Annotated in this window: 21 protein-coding genes; 2 read left to right on the top strand and 19 right to left on the bottom strand. The window is 58.6% G+C overall.

Annotated features, from left to right (window positions below; genetic code table 11):
* Positions 1-115 precede the first annotated feature (115 nt).
* The 6 genes from MTP39_RS02570 to MTP39_RS02545 are packed head-to-tail and all read right to left on the bottom strand — an operon-like array spanning position 116 to position 5,174.
* Positions 116-1,015, bottom strand: a complete 900-nt coding sequence (locus tag MTP39_RS02570; protein ID WP_249241311.1) for an RnfABCDGE type electron transport complex subunit B — start codon at positions 1,013-1,015, stop codon at positions 116-118.
* Between the two features lie 15 nt (positions 1,016-1,030).
* Positions 1,031-1,663: an electron transport complex protein RnfA gene (locus tag MTP39_RS02565; RefSeq protein ID WP_249241310.1), complete on the bottom strand. Its 633-nt coding sequence runs from the start codon at positions 1,661-1,663 to the stop codon at positions 1,031-1,033.
* Position 1,664: 1 nt separating this feature from the next.
* Entirely contained in the window at positions 1,665-2,330 is a 666-nt protein-coding gene (gene rsxE / locus MTP39_RS02560; protein ID WP_249241309.1) for an electron transport complex subunit RsxE, read from the bottom strand.
* A gap of 17 nt (positions 2,331-2,347) precedes the next feature.
* Positions 2,348-2,902, bottom strand: coding sequence for an FMN-binding protein (locus tag MTP39_RS02555; protein WP_005923037.1), 555 nt, complete (start codon positions 2,900-2,902; stop codon positions 2,348-2,350).
* Positions 2,899-3,858: an RnfABCDGE type electron transport complex subunit D gene (locus tag MTP39_RS02550; protein ID WP_097785402.1), complete on the bottom strand. Its 960-nt coding sequence runs from the start codon at positions 3,856-3,858 to the stop codon at positions 2,899-2,901. The genes MTP39_RS02555 and MTP39_RS02550 overlap by 4 nt, the downstream gene beginning before the upstream one ends.
* The gene (locus tag MTP39_RS02545) at positions 3,858-5,174 is read right to left on the bottom strand and encodes an RnfABCDGE type electron transport complex subunit C (RefSeq protein ID WP_249242082.1); all 1,317 of its coding nucleotides are present in this window, start codon (positions 5,172-5,174) and stop codon (positions 3,858-3,860) included. The genes MTP39_RS02550 and MTP39_RS02545 overlap by 1 nt, the downstream gene beginning before the upstream one ends.
* A gap of 320 nt (positions 5,175-5,494) precedes the next feature.
* On the opposite strand from MTP39_RS02545, the gene MTP39_RS14000 reads away from it, so the two are divergent.
* Positions 5,495-5,620 carry a hypothetical protein gene (locus MTP39_RS14000; protein WP_015537317.1) on the top strand — a complete coding sequence of 42 codons (126 nt, stop codon included), beginning with the start codon at positions 5,495-5,497 and terminating at the stop codon, positions 5,618-5,620.
* Positions 5,621-5,703: 83 nt separating this feature from the next.
* Here the strand turns inward: MTP39_RS14000 and MTP39_RS02540 are convergent, their stop codons facing one another.
* From MTP39_RS02540 to MTP39_RS02485, 12 genes are all read right to left on the bottom strand, one after another.
* Entirely contained in the window at positions 5,704-6,204 is a 501-nt protein-coding gene (locus MTP39_RS02540; RefSeq protein ID WP_249241308.1) for a hypothetical protein, read from the bottom strand.
* Between the two features lie 158 nt (positions 6,205-6,362).
* Positions 6,363-6,869 carry a CAP domain-containing protein gene (locus MTP39_RS02535; protein WP_249241307.1) on the bottom strand — a complete coding sequence of 169 codons (507 nt, stop codon included), beginning with the start codon at positions 6,867-6,869 and terminating at the stop codon, positions 6,363-6,365.
* Between the two features lie 145 nt (positions 6,870-7,014).
* A complete protein-coding gene (locus MTP39_RS02530; RefSeq protein ID WP_249241306.1) occupies positions 7,015-7,629 on the bottom strand; it encodes a hypothetical protein in 615 nt (204 codons plus the stop codon).
* A 296-nt stretch (positions 7,630-7,925) separates the two neighbouring features.
* Positions 7,926-8,462, bottom strand: coding sequence for a DUF5662 family protein (locus MTP39_RS02525; protein WP_117554455.1), 537 nt, complete (start codon positions 8,460-8,462; stop codon positions 7,926-7,928).
* A 4-nt stretch (positions 8,463-8,466) separates the two neighbouring features.
* Positions 8,467-10,344: a glycosyltransferase family 2 protein gene (locus MTP39_RS02520; protein ID WP_249241305.1), complete on the bottom strand. Its 1,878-nt coding sequence runs from the start codon at positions 10,342-10,344 to the stop codon at positions 8,467-8,469.
* 1 nt (position 10,345) lies between these two features.
* Positions 10,346-11,089 carry an ABC transporter ATP-binding protein gene (locus tag MTP39_RS02515; protein ID WP_097782992.1) on the bottom strand — a complete coding sequence of 248 codons (744 nt, stop codon included), beginning with the start codon at positions 11,087-11,089 and terminating at the stop codon, positions 10,346-10,348.
* 12 nt (positions 11,090-11,101) lie between these two features.
* Positions 11,102-11,911 carry an ABC transporter permease gene (locus MTP39_RS02510; RefSeq protein WP_249241304.1) on the bottom strand — a complete coding sequence of 270 codons (810 nt, stop codon included), beginning with the start codon at positions 11,909-11,911 and terminating at the stop codon, positions 11,102-11,104.
* Positions 11,912-11,917: 6 nt separating this feature from the next.
* On the bottom strand, positions 11,918-12,484 hold the full coding sequence (rfbC, locus tag MTP39_RS02505) for a dTDP-4-dehydrorhamnose 3,5-epimerase (protein WP_005923016.1): 567 nt from the start codon (positions 12,482-12,484) through the stop codon (positions 11,918-11,920).
* A 68-nt stretch (positions 12,485-12,552) separates the two neighbouring features.
* Positions 12,553-13,884 (bottom strand): D-alanyl-D-alanine carboxypeptidase family protein, encoded by a 1,332-nt coding sequence (locus tag MTP39_RS02500; RefSeq protein WP_249241303.1) that lies wholly within the window; start codon positions 13,882-13,884, stop codon positions 12,553-12,555.
* A gap of 81 nt (positions 13,885-13,965) precedes the next feature.
* Entirely contained in the window at positions 13,966-14,559 is a 594-nt protein-coding gene (locus MTP39_RS02495) for a dipicolinate synthase subunit B (RefSeq protein ID WP_212792436.1), read from the bottom strand.
* Positions 14,556-15,350 carry an NAD(P)-dependent oxidoreductase gene (locus MTP39_RS02490; protein WP_249241302.1) on the bottom strand — a complete coding sequence of 265 codons (795 nt, stop codon included), beginning with the start codon at positions 15,348-15,350 and terminating at the stop codon, positions 14,556-14,558. The genes MTP39_RS02495 and MTP39_RS02490 overlap by 4 nt, the downstream gene beginning before the upstream one ends.
* 150 nt (positions 15,351-15,500) lie before the next feature.
* Positions 15,501-15,725, bottom strand: a complete 225-nt coding sequence (locus tag MTP39_RS02485) for a DUF896 domain-containing protein (RefSeq protein WP_097785386.1) — start codon at positions 15,723-15,725, stop codon at positions 15,501-15,503.
* 66 nt (positions 15,726-15,791) lie between these two features.
* Between MTP39_RS02485 and MTP39_RS02480 the strand changes: the two genes are divergently transcribed.
* On the top strand, positions 15,792-16,421 hold the full coding sequence (locus MTP39_RS02480; RefSeq protein WP_249241301.1) for an epoxyqueuosine reductase QueH: 630 nt from the start codon (positions 15,792-15,794) through the stop codon (positions 16,419-16,421).
* A gap of 167 nt (positions 16,422-16,588) precedes the next feature.
* Here MTP39_RS02480 and MTP39_RS02475 read toward each other — a convergent pair whose 3' ends face one another.
* Complete coding sequence (locus MTP39_RS02475; protein ID WP_249241300.1) at positions 16,589-17,728, bottom strand: MFS transporter; 1,140 nt, start codon at positions 17,726-17,728, stop codon at positions 16,589-16,591.
* Between the last annotated feature and the right edge of the window lie 107 nt (positions 17,729-17,835).

Here is a 17,835-nt window from a genome sequence, read left to right as displayed (position 1 = left end):
ATTAAAAATAATTATTCCGCTGAAGATGCCCAAAGCGCAAGCGGAGGGCATTCTCAATCATTTTCATACAAAAAGCCCGCCGGGCATTGCAGCACGGCGGGCTTTGGTTTACAGTTTACTCTGCCTTGGCCTCGGGCTTTGCCTCAGCCTTGGCTTCCGGCTTTGCTGCGGGGGCAGCAGCGGGAGCGGCGGGCTTCACCACGGGCTTCGGGGGATTAGGGTCGTCCTTCAGCGGGAACAGGATGATGTGCTTGGGGCACTTCTGGGCGCACATACCGCAGCCCTTGCACTTGTCGTAATCAACGCGTGCCACGCCGTCCACAACATGGATGGCGTCGAACTTACAGGTGCGCTCGCACATGCCGCAGGCAATGCAGGAAGTGGTGCACAGCTTGTTTGCCACAGCGCCCTTATCCTTGTTGGAGCACATGACCACCGGCTTGCGGGGGCCGGCAGCGTCGATCATGATCACCTGCTTGGGGCAGATGTTGGCGCAGGCACCACAGCCGGTGCACTTATCCTTGTCCACCTTGGCCACACCGTCCACGATGTGGATGGCGTCGAACTTACACACCTTGGTGCAGTCGCCCAGACCGATGCAGGCGAAGGAGCAGGTCTTGGGGCCGCCGTACAGGGCTGCCGCAGCAGCACAGGTCTGGATGCCCTTGTAGTCGTAGGCGGGCTTGCAGTGCTCGGAGCTGCCCTGACACTGCACAACAGCCTTCTTTTCTACGGCGCTTGCCTCGCCGCCCATGATCTTGGCAATGGCAGCAGCAGCCTTGGGGCCGCCGGGTGCGCATTTGTCGCAGGGCACGCCGTCCAGAACCACTGCCTTGGCGTAGTCGGCACAGCCGGCGTAGCCGCAGCCGCCGCAGTTTGCGCCGGCCAGACAGGCAGAAACTTCCTCAATGCGGGGGTCTTCCTCCACCGCCATGAACTTTGCGGCGGCTACCAGAATGATAGCACCCACAGCGCCCACGATGGTGCACAGGATAACAGCAGATACAATATTCATAGTCCTGTTCCTCCCTTACAGCGTAACATTGAACAGGTTTTCGACGATGCCGCCGAAGCCCATGAAGGACAGGCTGGTGATTGCAGCTGCGATCAGGGTGATGGGCAGGCCCTTGAAGGGTGCCGGGGGATCGCAGGCTTCCACGCGCTTACGCACGCCGCTGAACATGACCATAGCCAGCATAAAGCCGCAGCCTGCGCCGATGGCGCAGATCAGAGCCTCGATGTAGGCGTAGCCGAAACCGTGTGCAGCCACATCTGCGCCGTAGTCGCCCACGACCAGAATGGTAACAGCCAGCACGCAGCAGTTGGTGGTGATCAGGGGCAGATAAACGCCCAGCGAGTTATACAGTGCAACGACGTACTTCTTGAGGAAGATCTCGATGAACTGCACCAGCACAGCGATGACCAGAATGAACACGATGGTCTGCAGGTAGCTCAGACCAGCCGGGTCCAGAATGAAGATCTGGATGGGGAAGGTAACGGCCGTTGCCATGAACATGACGAAGATGACAGCACCGGACATACCAACAGCGGAATCCAGCTTTTTGGAAACGCCCAGGAACGGGCAGATACCGTAGAACTTCACCAGCACATAGTTGTTGACAAGGATCATGCTGAAGAAGATCGCAGCGAGTTTGACGAGCATCTTATTCCGCCTCCTTCTTCAGATTGTCAAGATCACAGCAGCTCTTGCGCTCGATACGGGCGTCCAGCTTGCCTTCCAGCCAGATGCAGCCTGCCATCAGGATGCCGTAGCAGAAGAATGCACCGGGAGCCTGCGTCATGATGGACATCTTGGCAACGCTTTCCGGAATGATCTGGAAGCCCAGCCAGGTGCCGCTGCCCAGAATCTCACGGATGGAGGCCATCAGAGTAGCGGTGAGGGTGTAGCCGAGACCCATGCCCACGCCGTCCAGTGCGGAATCCACCACATTGTTCTTGCAGGCGAACATCTCGGCACGGCCCAGAATGATACAGTTGACAACGATCAGGGGCAGGAACACGCCCAGAGCGTTGTACAGGCTTTCCATGTAGGCCTGCATGAACATCTGCACGATGGTCACAAAGCCTGCAATGATAACGATGTAGCAGGGCAGATGCACCTTGCCGGGGATGACTTTCCGCAGCAGGGAGATCATGATATTGGAGCACACCAGCACGAAGGTGAAGGCGGCGCCCATGCCCAGTGCGCTGGAAACTGCCGTGGTAACGGCCAGAATGGAGCAGGTGCCCAGAACCAGACGCAGAACAGGGTTTTCTTTGATGATGCCGTTGGTAAGGATGCTTACCTTGGACTTATTTTCTTGTGCCATTTCTTACCAACCTCCTTTTATGCCAGCTCGTTGAAGCAGTTGATACAATCATTGATGGCAGCAAACAGAGCGGTGGACGAAATGGTTGCGCCACTGTACGCATCGAAATCCTGATTCATCACAATGTTCTTGGTGCCGTCCATGCCGTTGAACTGTGCCAGGAAGTCATCGGTGGACACATTGGAGCCGATGCCCTTGGTCTGGGTAGAAGCGTCCACCCAGATGCCGGTCTCGGCGCCGTTGGCGTCGAAGCCCATGATGACGGTCAGGATGCCGCCGTCAAAGCCCTTTTCCTCGGCCTTGATGGCAATGCCGCCGTCCGGAGCCTTTACCACGCCGGTAACGTTGGCGGTGGTGTAATCGGTAACTTCCTCCAGCGTAGCTGCGTCAGAAACAGAGGGCATCACGCTGACATAAGCAGCCAGCGTGGTGCGGCGGGTGTTCTCCTTGATAACGGGAGCGGTCATGCCGTTCACCAGAGCCAGCAGCAGGCTGACGATCAGAGAGATGACGGTCAGCACAACGATGGGCTTACCGGTGGTTTCCCAGCTGGAATTTGCAGTCTTACTCATTTGCCAGCACCCTCCTTCGCTTTCTTTGCAGGCTTCACATAGCCATACGGGGTCTGACGGGTCAGATCATTGATGTACGGGACCCACAGGTTCATGAACAGCAGTGCGAAGGACACGCCCTCGGTGTAGCTGCCCCAGTAGCGGATGGCAAAGGTAACGATGCCAAGGCAAACGCCGTACACCAGCTTGCCCTTCAGGGTAAAGGGGCTGGTAACGTAGTCGGTAGCCATGAACACAGCACCGAACAGCAGGCCGCCGCTCAGCACGGCAACCAGTGCGCTGTGCAGATCCTTGGTAGCGATCAGGTAGAACACGAACACGCTGCCAACGTAGGAAGCCGGGATGGCGATGCTGATGGTCTTGGTAGCCACCAGATAGATAAGACCCAGCACGATGGCCAGTGCGCAGGTCTCGCCCAGCACACCGCCGTGGATGCCCATGAACAGGTCCAGCAGGCTCAGCTTGGAAGGATCTGCCACAGCCAGCGGGGTAGCCTTGGACAGCTGATCCACTGCTGCATCCGGGAACACCCACTTATTCATGGAGCCGGCAAAGCTGATGAACAGCACGATACGGCCCACCAGAGCGGGGTTTGCAAAGTTCATGCCAATGCCGCCGAACAGCTGCTTGACAACGATGATGGCCACCAGATCGCCGATGATCAGCTGACCGATGGGCATACCCACAGGCACGTTCATAGCCAGAATGATGCCGGTGACCACAGCGGACAGGTCGCTGATGGGGTTTGCACGCTTCAGCAGCTTGCAGTACAGCCACTCAAAGACCACACAGGCTACCACGGAAACGGCGGTGACCAGCAGGGCGCGCACGCCGAAAATGATCGCAGAGGCAACCACGCAGGGGCACAGTGCAACGATCACGTTGGCCATCAGGCTCTGGGTGGTCTCGTCACTGCGGACGTGCGGGGAAGCCGAAACAATAAGCTTCGTATCCATTACTTATTGCCTCCTTTTTTGATTTCGCCAAGATAGAAGGCCTTGGCCAGACTCATCATCTGGGTGACCGGGCGCTTTGCCGGGCAGACGAAGGAGCAGCTGCCGCAGTTGAAGCAGTAGTCAGCGTGCAGCTTGCCCAGCTCCTGCACATCGCGGGCGGCGTAGGCCTGATTGACCTCCACAGGCTCCAGACCCATGGGGCAGTACTCCACGCAGCGGCCGCAGCGGATGCAGGGGTTGACCTGTGCGGGCTGTGCAGCTGCCTTGCTCAGCAGGATCAGACCGGAAGTGGTCTTGGTGGTGGGGTAGGAAAGGTTCTCCACAGCGGGGCCCATCATGGCACCGCCGGCAACCACCTTGCCCAGTTCGCCCTTGACGCCCACATAGTCCAGAATGTCCTGATAGGCGGTGCCCACGGGCACAACAACGTTCTGGGGCTTTGCGCAGGCATCGCCGTCCACGGTGATGGTACGCTGGACCACCGGCATACCGGTAGCCAGATACTTGCCCAGCGTGGAAACGCTGGTCACGTTCATCACGATAGCGCCTGCATCAGCGGGCAGACCGCCGTGGGGCACCTCGCGGCCGAGGCACTTCTCGATCAGGATCAGCTCTGCGCCGGTGCCGTAGACACTGGGCAGGGGCTTTACCTCAATAGCGCTGTCGTCCTTGGTCTTTTTGCACAGCAGGTCGATGCACTCGGGCTTGTTGTTCTCAATACCAATGATGCACTTCGGGATGCCGGTATACTGCAGCACAGCCTTGATGCCGCGGATGATATCATCGCTGCACTCCAGCATCTCCTGCGTATCGCTGGTCAGCCACACCTCGCACTCGGAGGCGTTGATCAGTAAAGTATCCACCGGCTGCTTGGGCTGCAGCTTCACATCGGTGGGGAAGCCTGCGCCGCCCAGACCGACCAGACCGCACTCGCGCACGGCAGCAAGGAAGCTTGCCTTATCGGTGACTTCCGGTGCCTTGACGGCCGGGTCTACGGTCTGCTTGCCATCGGTCTTGATGACAACAGAATCGCACATACGGCCATTGGACAGACGGAAAGCTTCCACTGCAGCTACCATACCGGAAACGCTGGAGTGGATGTTTGCGGAGACAAAGCCGCCCGCCTCACCGATCTTGGTGCCGACGAACACTTCATCGCCTTTTTTCACCAGTGCCTTGGCGGGTGCGCCAATGTGCTGGCTCATAAGGATGCGTACCTGCGCGGGCAGAGGCATCGGGACAGGTTTGCTTGCAGCAGTTGCCTTGTCATGCGGCGTATGCGCGCCAAGCGCCGCACGTTTCAGCTTGTTCAACATGGATTTCAAATCCCCCATTCTGCTTGAATTGCTATCCCCACGCCCATGCAGGCGCACTGGTACAGGGACAGCAGCTGCTTAACACACTTATTGTATCATTTTGGCGCGGGAAGTCAACGACATCACGCCCCAAATGATGAATTTTCCTGAACTTTCTTATTCGTTTTCGTCAATTAGTTTTGACTAACCACCGTATTTTTCTTTTTGTTCTCCCCTCTCTGCCGTTTGCCTTTACTGCGGGAATATGCTATACTATACCTAACATGACAGGCGGAACGTCCCCCGCTCCGCTCCCGAACTTCACAAGGAGGCACCAAACCATGAAAGTTCTCAAAGCTCTGCTCGCCGTCCTCACCACACTGGCTGTCGCCCTGACCGCCATTCTGCTGCTCTGGCAGGATAAAAGCGCCCCGCGCTATATCAAGATCTACGAAAACGAGCAGTAATTATTTCTTGCAAAACAGCACCCCGGCCAAGCGGTAAAACCGCCCGGCCGGGGTGTTTTATTTTATATCTGTTTTTTAACTTATCAGGACGCCGTCTTGATGAGCCATGCGATCGTATAGGTCTTGCTTCCGATATTATCTACTGCGATGCCGACATAGTCTGCCTCGGTCTTATCAAGACCAAAATAGCCGCCGTCTACCAGCGGCTTGTCGGTTCCTTCTGTATAGCGTACCTGTGCCATGGTGATGGTGACCTCTGCACCATCAATTTTCAGCGCACGAGCTTCTTCTACAAGCTCGCTTCGCGTATTTTTCATATCAGTATCGTTCCAGTTTGCACCGCACTTTTTCAATGCTGCCATATAGCGTTCTGCCAGAAGGTCCACTTCTGCATTTTCTTTCAAGTCCGGCTTTCCAAGCTCTGCACGCGTTTTATTCAAACCGTTCAAAACCTGCGTTCTGACCTCCTTGCTTGTTTCGTGGAGCGGAGCCGACGGGGCAGATGTACCGCCGCAAGCGGTGAGCATGGTCAGCGCCAGCACCGCAGCCAGCGTAAGCGCAACCAGTTTTTTGATGCATTTCATAGGTTTTGCCCTCCTGTAAATAATAAATACCCCGGCAGACCACGCGATCTGCCATAAAAGCAGTGTAACCCCGCAGGCGACGGCTGTCAATGCACGAACCACACAAAAACGCCGCCGACTTTTCGTCAGCGGCGTTTGCAGAGATTTCAAATTACAAATCAGTAAGTCACAACGACCGTAATATACTTACCATTGCTGATTTGTTTCATGACAACACCAACATATTTTGCATCAGCGCTGCGCACGATCCGACAATCACTATAATTCATCTTGTTCGAATCATACGTTTTCTGCCAGCTTTCCTTGGTCAAAGCCTTCTCGCCCGAGGAGTTAGATGTCGTTGCTAAATATCCGATGTAGCTTCTGCCAGCCACCTTAATGGCATACAGCTCACGCATTTCCTTTTGATAGTTTTCTTCCGAGATCAGATTCAGCTTCTTCTTTTCCTGTACCGCTAAATATTTTTGGGCCACATCCGTTACAGCCGTGTTGATCTCCAGTGCCGACAGGCCGTTTTCCGTCCGAACCGCATTGATATTGTCCACGATCTGCTTTGTTTCTTCCGTTGCCTCTGGCACACTCGGTGTACCGCCGCAAGCGGTGAGCATGGTCAGCACCAGCACAGCAGCCAGCGTAAGCGCAACCAGTTTTTTGATACATTTCATAGGTTTTGCCCTCCTGTAAATGATAAATACCCCAGCAGACCACGCAGTCTGCCATAAAAACAGTGTAACCTCACGGGCGGCGGCTGTCAATGCACGAACCACACAAAAACGCCGCCGACTTTTCGTCAGCGGCGTTTGCGCATATTCAGTAGGTCATCACGACCACCATAAAGGGAATTTTATCCTTCGTTTTGGGGTCAGTGTTCTGCACCACACCCACGCCTACAAGGGTGGCTTCCGTGCTCGTGACCAGTGCCTTTTTCAGGGTGCTGCCGTTCTTTGCCCAGCCGCGGATCACGCTCTCTGTGGGATCCCCGCCGTAGCCGCCTACGCCCACCAGCTTTTTGCCCTTTACCGTCAGCTTGCTGATGGCGTTCCAGTCCTTCGCGTACTGCTCGCTCTTCATCGGGTCGCTGCCGTACTTGCCAAGCAGACCGTCCAGCTGCAATTTTGCCATTTTTTCAGCCATGGCGCAGACCTCGGCGTCCATGGTCAGCGGGGTGTCATTGCCGTAGTCCTTGCGCACTGTGTTCAGTGCTTCCACCACTGCGGCCTTCTTTTGTTCCACGGTATTTTCCTCTTCGGGGTCTTTGCCGGGTTCTCCCGTTCCGGGGTCGGTGGGGTCTTTGCCGGGTTCGCTGCTGCCCGGCTTGTCCGGCGCATCCGGTGTGGAAGGGCCGGAGGGCCCGCAGGCTGTTAAAAGCAGCAGCACCATTGCAGCTGCAAGGACCGCTGCCGTCCATCGTTTCCAAAGCTTCATCTGTGGTCCCTCGCTTTCTTCTTATGGGAGCGCGTTGCTCCCCAGTTTCATCTTATCCTCTGCCGCGGTGTGCTGTCAATGGGCAGATGCGCCAAACTTTGCCGGAAAGTTTCGGCAAAGCACGCAAAAGCAGGAACATTTTAAAATAGCTTCCGCGTGCGCTCCAGCCATATTCCGTGGAAAAATTATTTTTTATTCGCAATTCCGGAAAATCTGCCGATTTTCCAGAATTGCCTTTTCACGGGGTTCTGCACGCAAAAAGGCTGCCGCACAGTCTGTGCAGCAGCCTTTCGGGTTCAGTAATCAGTCTCGCAGCCAAGCAGGAATTTCATGTAGGCAAAGGTGCGCTCACGCCCCAGGTCCCGCACCATGCACAGCAGCTTTTCCAGCAGCGCCCGGGTCTCCGGGTGCATCAGGTAGTGATCCTTGCTGCGCTGGTAGTACTCCCACGCGGAGGCATCGGTGTACTTATCGCCCAGATAGATCTGGCTTGCCGCCACCCGGTCGCACACCATCTCGCAGACGTACCGCAGGGGGATCTTCATGCCGGTCAGGCCGGTCTTGGTGGTGCTGTAATCGATCCAGTATTCCAGATGATGCTTGTTGCGCCCCTTGTGGTGCAGCCACGCCGAGGTGTAGCCCTTGGCCGCGCGCTCCGCCTCGTTGGGGCTGTGGTCACCCTGATAATAGATGCACCCGGGGATGAACTCGGTGGGGCTGTACTTGCTCAGGTCGTGGGCAAGGCCCTGCTCATACAACCCGCATTCAAAGCAGTATTTCATCACCAGCAGCTTGTGCCGGGTGATGGTCTCGAAATGACCTTTGATGTTCATGCTGTTATTCCCTCCACTGCACCGTGATGCGTCCCTCTTTCAGCCCGCGCAGATCATCGCTTTCGGAAAAATCCTCCCGGTCCATGGTCAGGTTGGGGTTGTAGTAGGGGTCATGCAGGATGTTCGCCTTGCCGTGCACCTCGTACAGACGCTGCTGCTCGGCGGCAAAGCGCCGTGCCTTTACCGGGTCTTTTTCGTCCCCGCCGCGGCTCTTGCTCTCGTAGTGGGTCAGCTGGGCGTAGGGCGTCCACGCAATGCGGTAGCCCGCATCCCGCACCCGCAGACAGAAGTCCACATCGTTGAAGGCCACCGCAAAGGCTTCGTCCAGCCCCTTCACCTCGTCCCACACGCTGGTCTTTACCAGCAGGCAGGCACCGGTCACAGCGGAAAAGTCCTGCACCGTGGCGGTGCGGAACAGATACCCGCTGCCGCCTGCCTTTTTGTACTTGTGGCTGTGCCCCGCGTAGCCCCCCAGCCCGGTAATGACGCCCGCGTGCTGGATGGTCTCGTCCGGGTAAAAGAGCATGGCACCGCACACGGCCGCCCCGCCGGGGTGGGCGCATTGGCGCAGAAGTTCAGTGAGCCATTCGCCGCTGCGCACCTCCACGTCGTTGTTCAGCAGCAGCAGATATTCGCCGGTGGCGTATTTGCGGCCAAAGTTGTTGATGCCGGAAAAGTTGAAGCCTTTTTTCGGGTAGGTGACCACCCGCAGACCGTCGTAACGCTGCTGCGCCTTTTTATAGTAGGCAAAGGTGGCGGGGTCGGTGGAGTTGTTCTCCACCACGATGACCTCAAAGTGCTCCCAGTCGGTCTTTGTCCAGATGCTGTGCAGGCACTTTTCCAGATCCTCGGTGTGGTCCTTGTTGGGGATAAGGATGCTCACCTTGGGTTCGCCCACGATGTCCCATTTCACCCGGTAGGTGCTGGGGAACAAGCCGTCCTCCACCGTACCGGTGCGCCCGGTGCGGGTCAGGTGGTCTGTCAGCGCCTTTTTGGCCGCTGCCGCAACATATGGCTTGGCGTCTGCACCGCCGGAGGTAGACCCCGCGTGCACCCGCCAGTAGTAGAGCACCTGCGGCACATGGGCGGCACCGCCGGTCTCTTCCAGCAGCCGCAGGAACAGATCATGATCCTGACTGCCGTCGCATTCCGGGCGTTCGCCGCCCAGCTGCTCCCACAGTGCCTTTTTAAACACCGCCAGATGGCAGATGTAGTTGCAGCACAGCAGGTAGTCCGGGGCGTAGTCCGGCTTGAAGTGCGCCACCATGGGGCGGCGGATGCTCTTGGTGAACAAGGCTTCATCGCTATACAGAAAACCGTCCGGTTCGCCGCGCTGCCGCAGCTGCAAAATGGCCTTGCCCATAGTGTACAGAGCATGGGGTGCCAGAATGTCGTCGTGGTCAGCCAGCGCCAGATACTCCCCCGTTGCCAGCTGCGCGGCGGCGTTGGTGTTGGCCGCAATGCCCTGATTTTCGATCTTTTTGTATACGATCTGTTGATTCTTTTGCTGATATTCCTTTACGATCCGTTCCACGTCCCCGTGGGCGGCGTCCGAAGCATCGGCAAGGCAGAGCTGCCCGTTGGGCGCGGTCTGCCCCACGAAGGAATCCAGAAATTCCCGCAGGTATTTTTCCGGGGTATTGTACAGCGGGGTCAATATCGAAATGGTGGGCAGGCCGCAGTCTGCCGCCGTTTTGCCCGCCATCTCGGCGCGCTGGGCTTCCAGCACCTTTTTGGCGGGCAGGTAGCGTGCGCGTTTGCCAAAGCAGCGGCGCTTTACAAAGCCCGCGCCGCGCCTGACCATGGTGGGCAAGCCCTCGTCCTTTGTCAGCTGCACGGCATAGCCGGCAAGCTCCTTGGCGCGTTTCAACCGTACATTCATATCAGACCTCGCCGCGCTGGGTCGCCTTGTAGGCGGCGCAGACTGTTGCGGTATCCCCGTTCATTTTCAGGTGGCCGTGGCTCAGCCATGCCACCTTGGTGCACATCCGCTCGATCTGCTCGATGGAGTGGGACACCAGAATGACCGTGGTGCCGCCCGCCATCAGCTCCTGCATCCGCTTTTCGCACTTCTGCTGGAACAGGAAATCACCCACCGACAGCACCTCGTCCGCGATGAGGATATCGGGCTTTGTGATGGTGGCAATGGCAAAGCCGATGCGCGCCACCATGCCGGAGGAGTAGTTTTTCAGCGGCACATCCAGAAAGTTTTCCAGCTCGCTGAATTCCACGATCTCGTCAAATTTTTCGTCCAGATACTTGGGCGAGAAGCCCAGCACCGTGCCGTTGAGGTAGATGTTCTCGCGGGCAGTCAGGTCCATATCAAAGCCCGCGCCCAGCTCGATGAGCGGGGCGATGGTGCCGTTTACGGTCACCTTGCCCTTGCTGGGCTTGTACACCCCGGCAATGGTCTTGAGCAGGGTGGATTTGCCCGAGCCGTTCAAGCCCACAAGGCCGTAAAAATCGCCGGGCATAATGTCCAGACTGACGTCCTTTAAAGCGTAGAACTCGTCGTATTGCAGCCGCCCCTGCACCATGGCCAGAAAGTACTCCTTCAGGCTCTCATGCTTTTCCTTGGAAAGGTTGAAGCACATGGAAACATTGTCCACTTTGATGATCGGTTCCATTGTTCACCCTCCTTAAATGTGCAGCACAAAGCGGTCCTGCGTTTTGCGGAACACCTGCAGCCCCACTACCATGGACACTACCGCGCAGATGCCGCAGACAAGGAACATATTCCAATCCAGCGGGATGCCCCACATCACCGTGCGGCGGAAGCCCGTGATATACCAGTACATGGGGTTCAGCTTGATGATCTGCTGCATATTGAAGCCGCCGATGGAAAAGGTCATCTGGGTGGGGTCGTAGAAGATGGCGGAGAAATACAGCAGCGCGGTGACGAACACGCTCCAGATGTGCATGATATCCCGGAAGAACACGGTAGCCGCCGCCAAGAACATACTGACGCCCAGACTGAAGAAGAACAAGGTCACCAGCGGGTACACTGCCTCGATCAGGGTGAGGTGGAAGGGTGCGCCGGTAAAGATCATGACCAGCAGCAGGGCCACAAAGCTGAACACGCAGTTCACCATGGCAAAGCAGCACTTTTCCAGCGGGAAAATATACTTGGGGATATACACCTTTTTCAGCAGCGGGGCGGCGCTGAGTACGCTGCTCATGCTGGTGGAGGTAGCCTCGTTGAAGAAGTTGAACAGCAGCTGGCCACACATCAGAAAGACGGCAAAGTTGTCGATGCCGCTGCCGCGCATATCCATCAGGCTGCTGAACACCGCCCAGTACACAAGGCACATGAGCAGCGGGTTCAGCACGCTCCACACCACGCCCAGCACGCTGCGGCGGTATTTCAGCTTGAAATCACGGCTTACAAGGTTCCACAGCAGATAGCGGTAGCGCCAGAAGCCGTTCCACATTGCTTTGAATTTTGCCACGGGCGATCACCACTTTTCAAAATACTCGAACTTCTGGGCGGCAAAGGGCTCGTGCAGCTTGTCCTTTGCGCTGGTCTTGTGCTCGCAGCCGCAGTCCGGCCACTGCACGTTGACGGTGGGGTCGTCGTAGGGGATGCCGCCCTCGCTGGTGGGGTCGTAGACATCGGTGCACTTATAGCAGAACTCTGCCACATCGCTCAGCACCAGAAAACCGTGGGCAAAGCCCTCCGGGATATAGAACATCTTCTTGTTGTCCTCAGAGAGGGTCACGCCCACCCACTTGCCAAAGGTAGCGCTGTGGGGGCGGCAGTCCACGGCAACGTCATACACCTCGCCCTTGGTCACGCGCACCAGCTTGCCCTGGGTGTGGTTCTTCTGGAAGTGCAGCCCGCGCAGCACGCCCCGGGTGGAGCGGCTCTGGTTGTCCTGCACGAATTCCTTGTCGATGCCAGCCTCTGCAAACTGATCCTTCTGGTAGGTCTCCATAAAATAGCCGCGGTCATCGCCGAACACCTGCGGCTCAATGACCACCACGCCGGGGATCTCGGTCTGCGTAAAAATAAACTTACCCATGATATTTTACCTCTCTTTTTTCTGAAAGCTTTTTCTTTATCTGGAAAAGTCTGGTTTTGAACAGGCTTTTACGCTTTGTTGCGGCGCTTTGCCGTTTTGCGGTGTTTTTTCAGGCGTGCGTGCACCCGCAGCACCAGCACCGTGACCACTGCCGCACCCACCGTGCAGCCCACCGAGATGCCCGCCAGCAGCCATGCGCTGCTGCCCGGTTCCACGTCCTTGGCGGCTTCCAGCGTTGTGCCGGTGCTCTGCTCCAGCAGCTCGGCCAGACCGGTGATCTCGGCCTTTACCCGCACGCTGGTACTCTCCTGCTTTGCGCCGCCGTTCAGGGTGTACACCGCATACACGGCGGGCTCTGCGCCCAGCAGATACTGCTCCGGCAGTTCTAAGTCCACGGTCACATCCTGCGCAGACAAGCCCTCGGCCAGCAGCAGCTTCACCCCGGGGTCTGCCACAGTAACGGTGCCAAGGCTCTGCCCGCCGCCCGCCACTGCCAGCTGTGCGGTGACGCTGCCGCCGGGCAGCTGGGTGTAGCTTTTATAGGTAGCAAAGGCGTAGTCCAGCAGGGTGCGCATATCGTTATATTTATCGGTGCTCAGCTGACTTTGCATGGTCGCGCAGATCAACCGTACCCCATCCTGCTCTGCCAGACAGACATAGCTGTACCGGGCGGTGTTGGTGTAGCCCAGCTTAGAGCCCAGCACACTGTCGATATGGTAGCGGCTGGAACCGATGCGGATCTTATCCTGCTGGGAGAAGTAACGGATCACCGGCTGAATGTTGGTGGACTGCATGGTGTACATCTGGTTGCGGGTGAACACATCTTCAAACCCGGGCTGCTGCAATGCCCAGCGCAGGATCTGCGCCATATCGTAGCAGCTGGTGTAGTGGTCGTCATCACTGATGCCGTGGGGGTTTGAAAAGTGGGTGTGGGCAAGCCCCAGTTCCTCCACCTGCGCATTCATGGCCTTCACGCCGTCCGCGATGGTGCCGCCGCCGAAATATTCCGCCAGCAGGTTGGCACCGTCGTTGGCACTTGCCATCTGGGTGGCGTACAGCGCATCCACCAAGGGGACTTCTTCCCCTTCCAGCAGGGCGATATGGCTGGAATCCGTGCCCGCCAGCGAGTAGACATCCTCGTGGGTCACGGTCAGCTTTACGTCATCCCAATCTCCCTGCGCCTTTTCGCAGGCAAGACCGAGGGTCATCACCTTGGTAATGGAGGCCGGGTGCAGTTCCTCGTCCATATTCTGCTGCGCCAGCACAAGGCCGGTGTCTGCATCCATGATGCAGTAGCCCCGAGTATTGGCCAGTGCCGGGCCGGCTGCTGCCGCGCCGGGCACCAGCACAGCGCCTATCAAAAGCAGCACAGTGCACAGTGCTGCGGTAAATTTTTTCATCAGGTATTCTCCGCTTGTCAGTTTTATGCCCGCAAGGCATCATTTGGAGTATACCACATTTTTTCCCCGCTGAAAAGAGATTTACGCATTCCTTTGCCCCAGCAGCACCGGCTGCAGCTGCTCACCCCGCAAAGCGGCGTCCACGGCGGCGGGCAGCAGGGCAAGGTCCGCCTTCAGGCTCTGGGGCTTGGCAAAGGGGTCGTCCTGCCCGTAGGGCACAAAGTAATAGTGCTTGCGCTGGCATAGCCGTGCCATGTTTTCCCCGGAAGCGCCAAGGCCATCGTTGGTGGAGACTGCCAGCACCACCGGGCTGCCCACCCGCAGCAGGCTTTTGGCAGCAAGGGTCACCGGCGTATCCGAAAGCCCCGCCGCCAGTCGCGCCAGCGTTGCGCCGGTGCAGGGCGCGACTACCAGCGCCTGCGCCAGCCGCCGGGGTCCCAGCGGCTCTACCGCCTGCAAGGTATCCAGCACCGGCTGCCCGGTAACGGCCTGCAGGCGCTGCCGCCAGCTTTCCCCGGTGCCGAACCGGGTATTCTGCTGCGCGGCAAAGCTCATAACGGGCAGCAGCGTCCAGCCCTGTGCCGTCAGCGCCTGCGCCGCGCCCAAGGCATCCTCCAGCGTGCAAAAGCTGCCGCACACCGCAAAGGCAAGACAGCCCTTTTTCTCTGTGGTCATACCCTTCCCTCCCGCTCCTGCAAAATAGCCTGCACCGTGCGTGCCAGCGCCTCCCCTGCCGTTTCCGGTGCCCAGACCGTCGGCAGGCTCAGCGCGTGCAGCGCCGTATGCCCCAGCCGCCGGGCGGCGGCAAAGTCTGTGCCGCCGGGCTTTGAGGCCAGATCCACGATCAGGCACCCCTTCGGCAGCGCCGCCAGCACCTGTGCCGTCAGCACCGGCGCAGGGATGGTGTTCACCACTGTGTCAAAGGCGGCAGCTTCTGCGGCAAGGTCTGTCAGCGGCACCGCCCGCAGCCCCAGCTCCTCTGCCATCGCCCGCTGCACCGGGCGGCGTGCCGCCACAGTCACCCGCGCACCCAGCGCCGCCAGACGCACCGCCAGTGCCCGCCCTACCGGGCCAAAGCCCAGCACCAGCACCGCCGCGTCCCACAGGGTACGACTGCGCCGCTCCAGCAGAATGCCGATGCAGCCCTCGGCGGTGGGGATGGCGTTATACACGGTCAGTTCCGGGCGGGCAAAGTAGTCCACCAGCTCCACCCCTGCCGCCCGGGCAATGGTCCTTGCACTCTCCGTCACCTTGCCGCCCAGCGCCAGCGCGCCGGGCTTTGCCGCGCCCAGCAGCTGCGTCAGCGGCAGACCGGGCTGTTCCAGCGGGAGCGGCAGCAGGATGTAGTCTGCCTGCGGCAGCTGCTGCACGCCGCCCACCGTATACCCTGCCCGTGCCAGTGCACACCCTGCCGCCGCCTGCCGGGCATCACCGCCCACCACCGCAAACCGCTTTGTCTGTCTCATGCCGTCATCTCCCCTTTTCCGCTGTGCGCCATCCTATGCGAATAGGCAAAAATGCGTGCGGGGAAGCCTTGCGGCACCGCCTGCAAAAACGGGGTACAGAAACGCCCGCAGACGGTTCTGTGCCCCGAAATCCAAACGATTCTTCCACGCTCAGCTGCGCTCCCCGGTCAGGTCGGTGCGGCGGGTCACCTTGTGGATGGTGCCGTCCGGCTCCTGAATGGATGTGCGCTCCAGCTGGCTGCGCAGGCTGGCCTTGATGTCGGCCAGATACTCCTGCCGCAGCGCCTGCTGCTCGGCTTTTTCGGCCTCGGTCAGGCCGGTGGTCTTGCTCTTTTTGGCCAGCGCATTGATGCGGGCGATCTTTTCTTCTGTCATGGGGGAAACCTCCTGTATTTCATCGTAAAATATGCTATAATGTAGGCAAGACCATTATAGCAAAGGATGATACCAATGGCAACACAACGCAACTATGCCCAGCAGATGGACGCCGTGCTGGCAACCCTTGGCGATGCCCGCCCGCGCCTTTTGCTCCACGCCTGCTGCGGTCCCTGTTCCAGTGCCGTGCTGGAACAGCTGTGCCGATATTTTGAGATCACGGTGCTGTACTACAACCCCAACACATGGCCTGCGGCAGAGTACCACCGCCGGGGCGAGGAGCTGCAAAAGTTCGTAGCCGCCGCCCACCCGCTGGGGGTGACCGTGGTGGAGGACACTTACGATCCGCAGCAGTTCTACACCGCCGTAGCCGGGCTGGAAAATGAGCCGGAGCGCGGCAGCCGCTGCACCGTCTGCTACCGGCTGCGGATGCGCCGCGCCGCGCAGTACGCCCGGGACAACGGCTTTGACTGGTTCACCACCACCCTGTCCATCAGCCCCCACAAGGACGCCGCCCGCATCAACGCCATTGGGCAGGAACTGGAAGCCGAATTCGGGGTCAAGCACCTGCCCTCGGACTTCAAAAAGCACAACGGCTACCTGCGCAGCCTACAGCTTTCGGAGCAGTACGGCCTGTACCGGCAGGACTACTGCGGCTGCGAGTTCAGCGCCAAAGCAAGAGGTATTGAGGGCTGACGCAAAACGATTTAAAATATCCTCCGCGCCCTCTCCTGTGAAAATGCAATGCCGGACAGCCCGCAGGCTGCCCGGCATTGCTCTTATAAACCGGCATTGCCGCACCGGCGGCACATCATTTTGCGCAGAGCGCAAACATCATTTCTGCGTCAGCAGAACCTCATTTCTTATTCCTCCGGCAGCTTTGCTACCAGCAGGGTGAACAGCACCAGACCCACGCAGGGCACGATATTGGAGGCCATACCGGCGGCAAGACCTGCGCGCTCGGCCACAATGCCGATGACCCACGGCATCAGGATGGCACCGCTGGAAGCCACCGGCAGCATGATGCCCATGCTGGTCACGCTGGTCATGCGGCCTGCACTGGCCACGGCGGTGGGGTTCAGCCCGGACATGGAGATGGCAAAGGCGAACAGCAGCGCAATGGCTGCGCCCTGCGTGTGCGCCATGACCAGCAGCACATAGAACACGGTGCACAGCACGCTCATGCCCACCATGGCCTTGCGGGGCTTTTTTAAGGGGAACACAAAGGCGATGAGCAGCCGTCCCACCAGCGTAGCGCCCCACATCACGGTGACGGTGTAGGCCGCCAGCGTGCCCGCAATGATGCCACTGCCCTTGAAGTAGGTCACCATCCAGCCGTTGACGCTCTGCTCAGCGGCGTTCTGGAAAAAGAGCAATCCGGTCAGCAGCCAGAAGCGGGCAGAGCGCAAAAAGCTCCAGTCGATGGTCTCTTTCTCTGCATTGCCCTTGCTCTTGCCGCCGCGCAGCGGGGTAAAGACGTATACCAGCCAGAGCAAAAGGCCCATAGCTGCCAGTAAAAACACAGCCAGCTCGGTGCTTACCCGGGCTGCTGCCGCGATGAGGAAGGGGCACAGCAGTGCGCCGCAGGCGTAGCAGCTGTGCATCAGGTTCATGCCCCGGGTGCGGTCGGCGGAGTGATCACTGACCAGAATGGTACAGGTGTTGATGACGCTGCCCTTAGCGATGCCTACCACAAAAAAGGCCGCTGCCAGCAGCGCCACTGCACCGGTCAGCCCCATGACGGCATAACCCACCGCGTAACCAATGGTCAACAGCAGCACACTGCGCTTCATGCCCAGCACGCTGGGCAGCATTCCCATCAGCAGACCCGCCAGCAGGTTGCCCACGCTCATCAGGGAGAGCAGCGTACCAGTCATGCCGTAGGCAAAGCCGTAGCGCTCCTGCAACAGACTGACCACCACACCTGCACTGATGGCGCAGATGCCGCTGAAGAAAAAGGTCGCAAAGCCCGCATTGCGCAGGCGCGTGTTCGGTTGTTCCATGGTGTACCTCTCTTTACGGAAATATCCTTTCTCTATTTAACCATTTTTTCGCAGCTTTGCAACCGGATTTTCTTACAAAACACAGCAAAAAAGCCACTGCACAAAAA

The organism is Faecalibacterium sp. I3-3-33 (genome assembly GCF_023347295.1).
In the GTDB taxonomy this organism is placed as follows: Bacteria; Bacillota; Clostridia; order Oscillospirales; family Ruminococcaceae; genus Faecalibacterium.
The sequence above is the reverse complement of the archived record's forward strand: the minus strand, read 5'-3'. Positions and strand labels throughout refer to the sequence as shown.

Coding starts and splice junctions, on each gene's coding strand:
- MTP39_RS02570 (WP_249241311.1), bottom strand. CDS start 1,015: ATGAATATTGTATCTGCTGTTATCCTGTGCACCATCGTGGGCGCTGTG.
- MTP39_RS02565 (WP_249241310.1), bottom strand. CDS start 1,663: ATGCTCGTCAAACTCGCTGCGATCTTCTTCAGCATGATCCTTGTCAAC.
- rsxE (WP_249241309.1), bottom strand. CDS start 2,330: ATGGCACAAGAAAATAAGTCCAAGGTAAGCATCCTTACCAACGGCATC.
- MTP39_RS02555 (WP_005923037.1), bottom strand. CDS start 2,902: ATGAGTAAGACTGCAAATTCCAGCTGGGAAACCACCGGTAAGCCCATC.
- MTP39_RS02550 (WP_097785402.1), bottom strand. CDS start 3,858: ATGGATACGAAGCTTATTGTTTCGGCTTCCCCGCACGTCCGCAGTGAC.
- MTP39_RS02545 (WP_249242082.1), bottom strand. CDS start 5,174: ATGTTGAACAAGCTGAAACGTGCGGCGCTTGGCGCGCATACGCCGCAT.
- MTP39_RS14000 (WP_015537317.1), top strand. CDS start 5,495: ATGAAAGTTCTCAAAGCTCTGCTCGCCGTCCTCACCACACTGGCTGTC.
- MTP39_RS02540 (WP_249241308.1), bottom strand. CDS start 6,204: ATGAAATGCATCAAAAAACTGGTTGCGCTTACGCTGGCTGCGGTGCTG.
- MTP39_RS02535 (WP_249241307.1), bottom strand. CDS start 6,869: ATGAAATGTATCAAAAAACTGGTTGCGCTTACGCTGGCTGCTGTGCTG.
- MTP39_RS02530 (WP_249241306.1), bottom strand. CDS start 7,629: ATGAAGCTTTGGAAACGATGGACGGCAGCGGTCCTTGCAGCTGCAATG.
- MTP39_RS02525 (WP_117554455.1), bottom strand. CDS start 8,462: ATGAACATCAAAGGTCATTTCGAGACCATCACCCGGCACAAGCTGCTG.
- MTP39_RS02520 (WP_249241305.1), bottom strand. CDS start 10,344: ATGAATGTACGGTTGAAACGCGCCAAGGAGCTTGCCGGCTATGCCGTG.
- MTP39_RS02515 (WP_097782992.1), bottom strand. CDS start 11,089: ATGGAACCGATCATCAAAGTGGACAATGTTTCCATGTGCTTCAACCTT.
- rfbC (WP_005923016.1), bottom strand. CDS start 12,484: ATGGGTAAGTTTATTTTTACGCAGACCGAGATCCCCGGCGTGGTGGTC.
- MTP39_RS02500 (WP_249241303.1), bottom strand. CDS start 13,884: ATGAAAAAATTTACCGCAGCACTGTGCACTGTGCTGCTTTTGATAGGC.
- MTP39_RS02495 (WP_212792436.1), bottom strand. CDS start 14,559: ATGACCACAGAGAAAAAGGGCTGTCTTGCCTTTGCGGTGTGCGGCAGC.
- MTP39_RS02490 (WP_249241302.1), bottom strand. CDS start 15,350: ATGAGACAGACAAAGCGGTTTGCGGTGGTGGGCGGTGATGCCCGGCAG.
- MTP39_RS02485 (WP_097785386.1), bottom strand. CDS start 15,725: ATGACAGAAGAAAAGATCGCCCGCATCAATGCGCTGGCCAAAAAGAGC.
- MTP39_RS02480 (WP_249241301.1), top strand. CDS start 15,792: ATGATACCAATGGCAACACAACGCAACTATGCCCAGCAGATGGACGCC.
- MTP39_RS02475 (WP_249241300.1), bottom strand. CDS start 17,728: ATGGAACAACCGAACACGCGCCTGCGCAATGCGGGCTTTGCGACCTTT.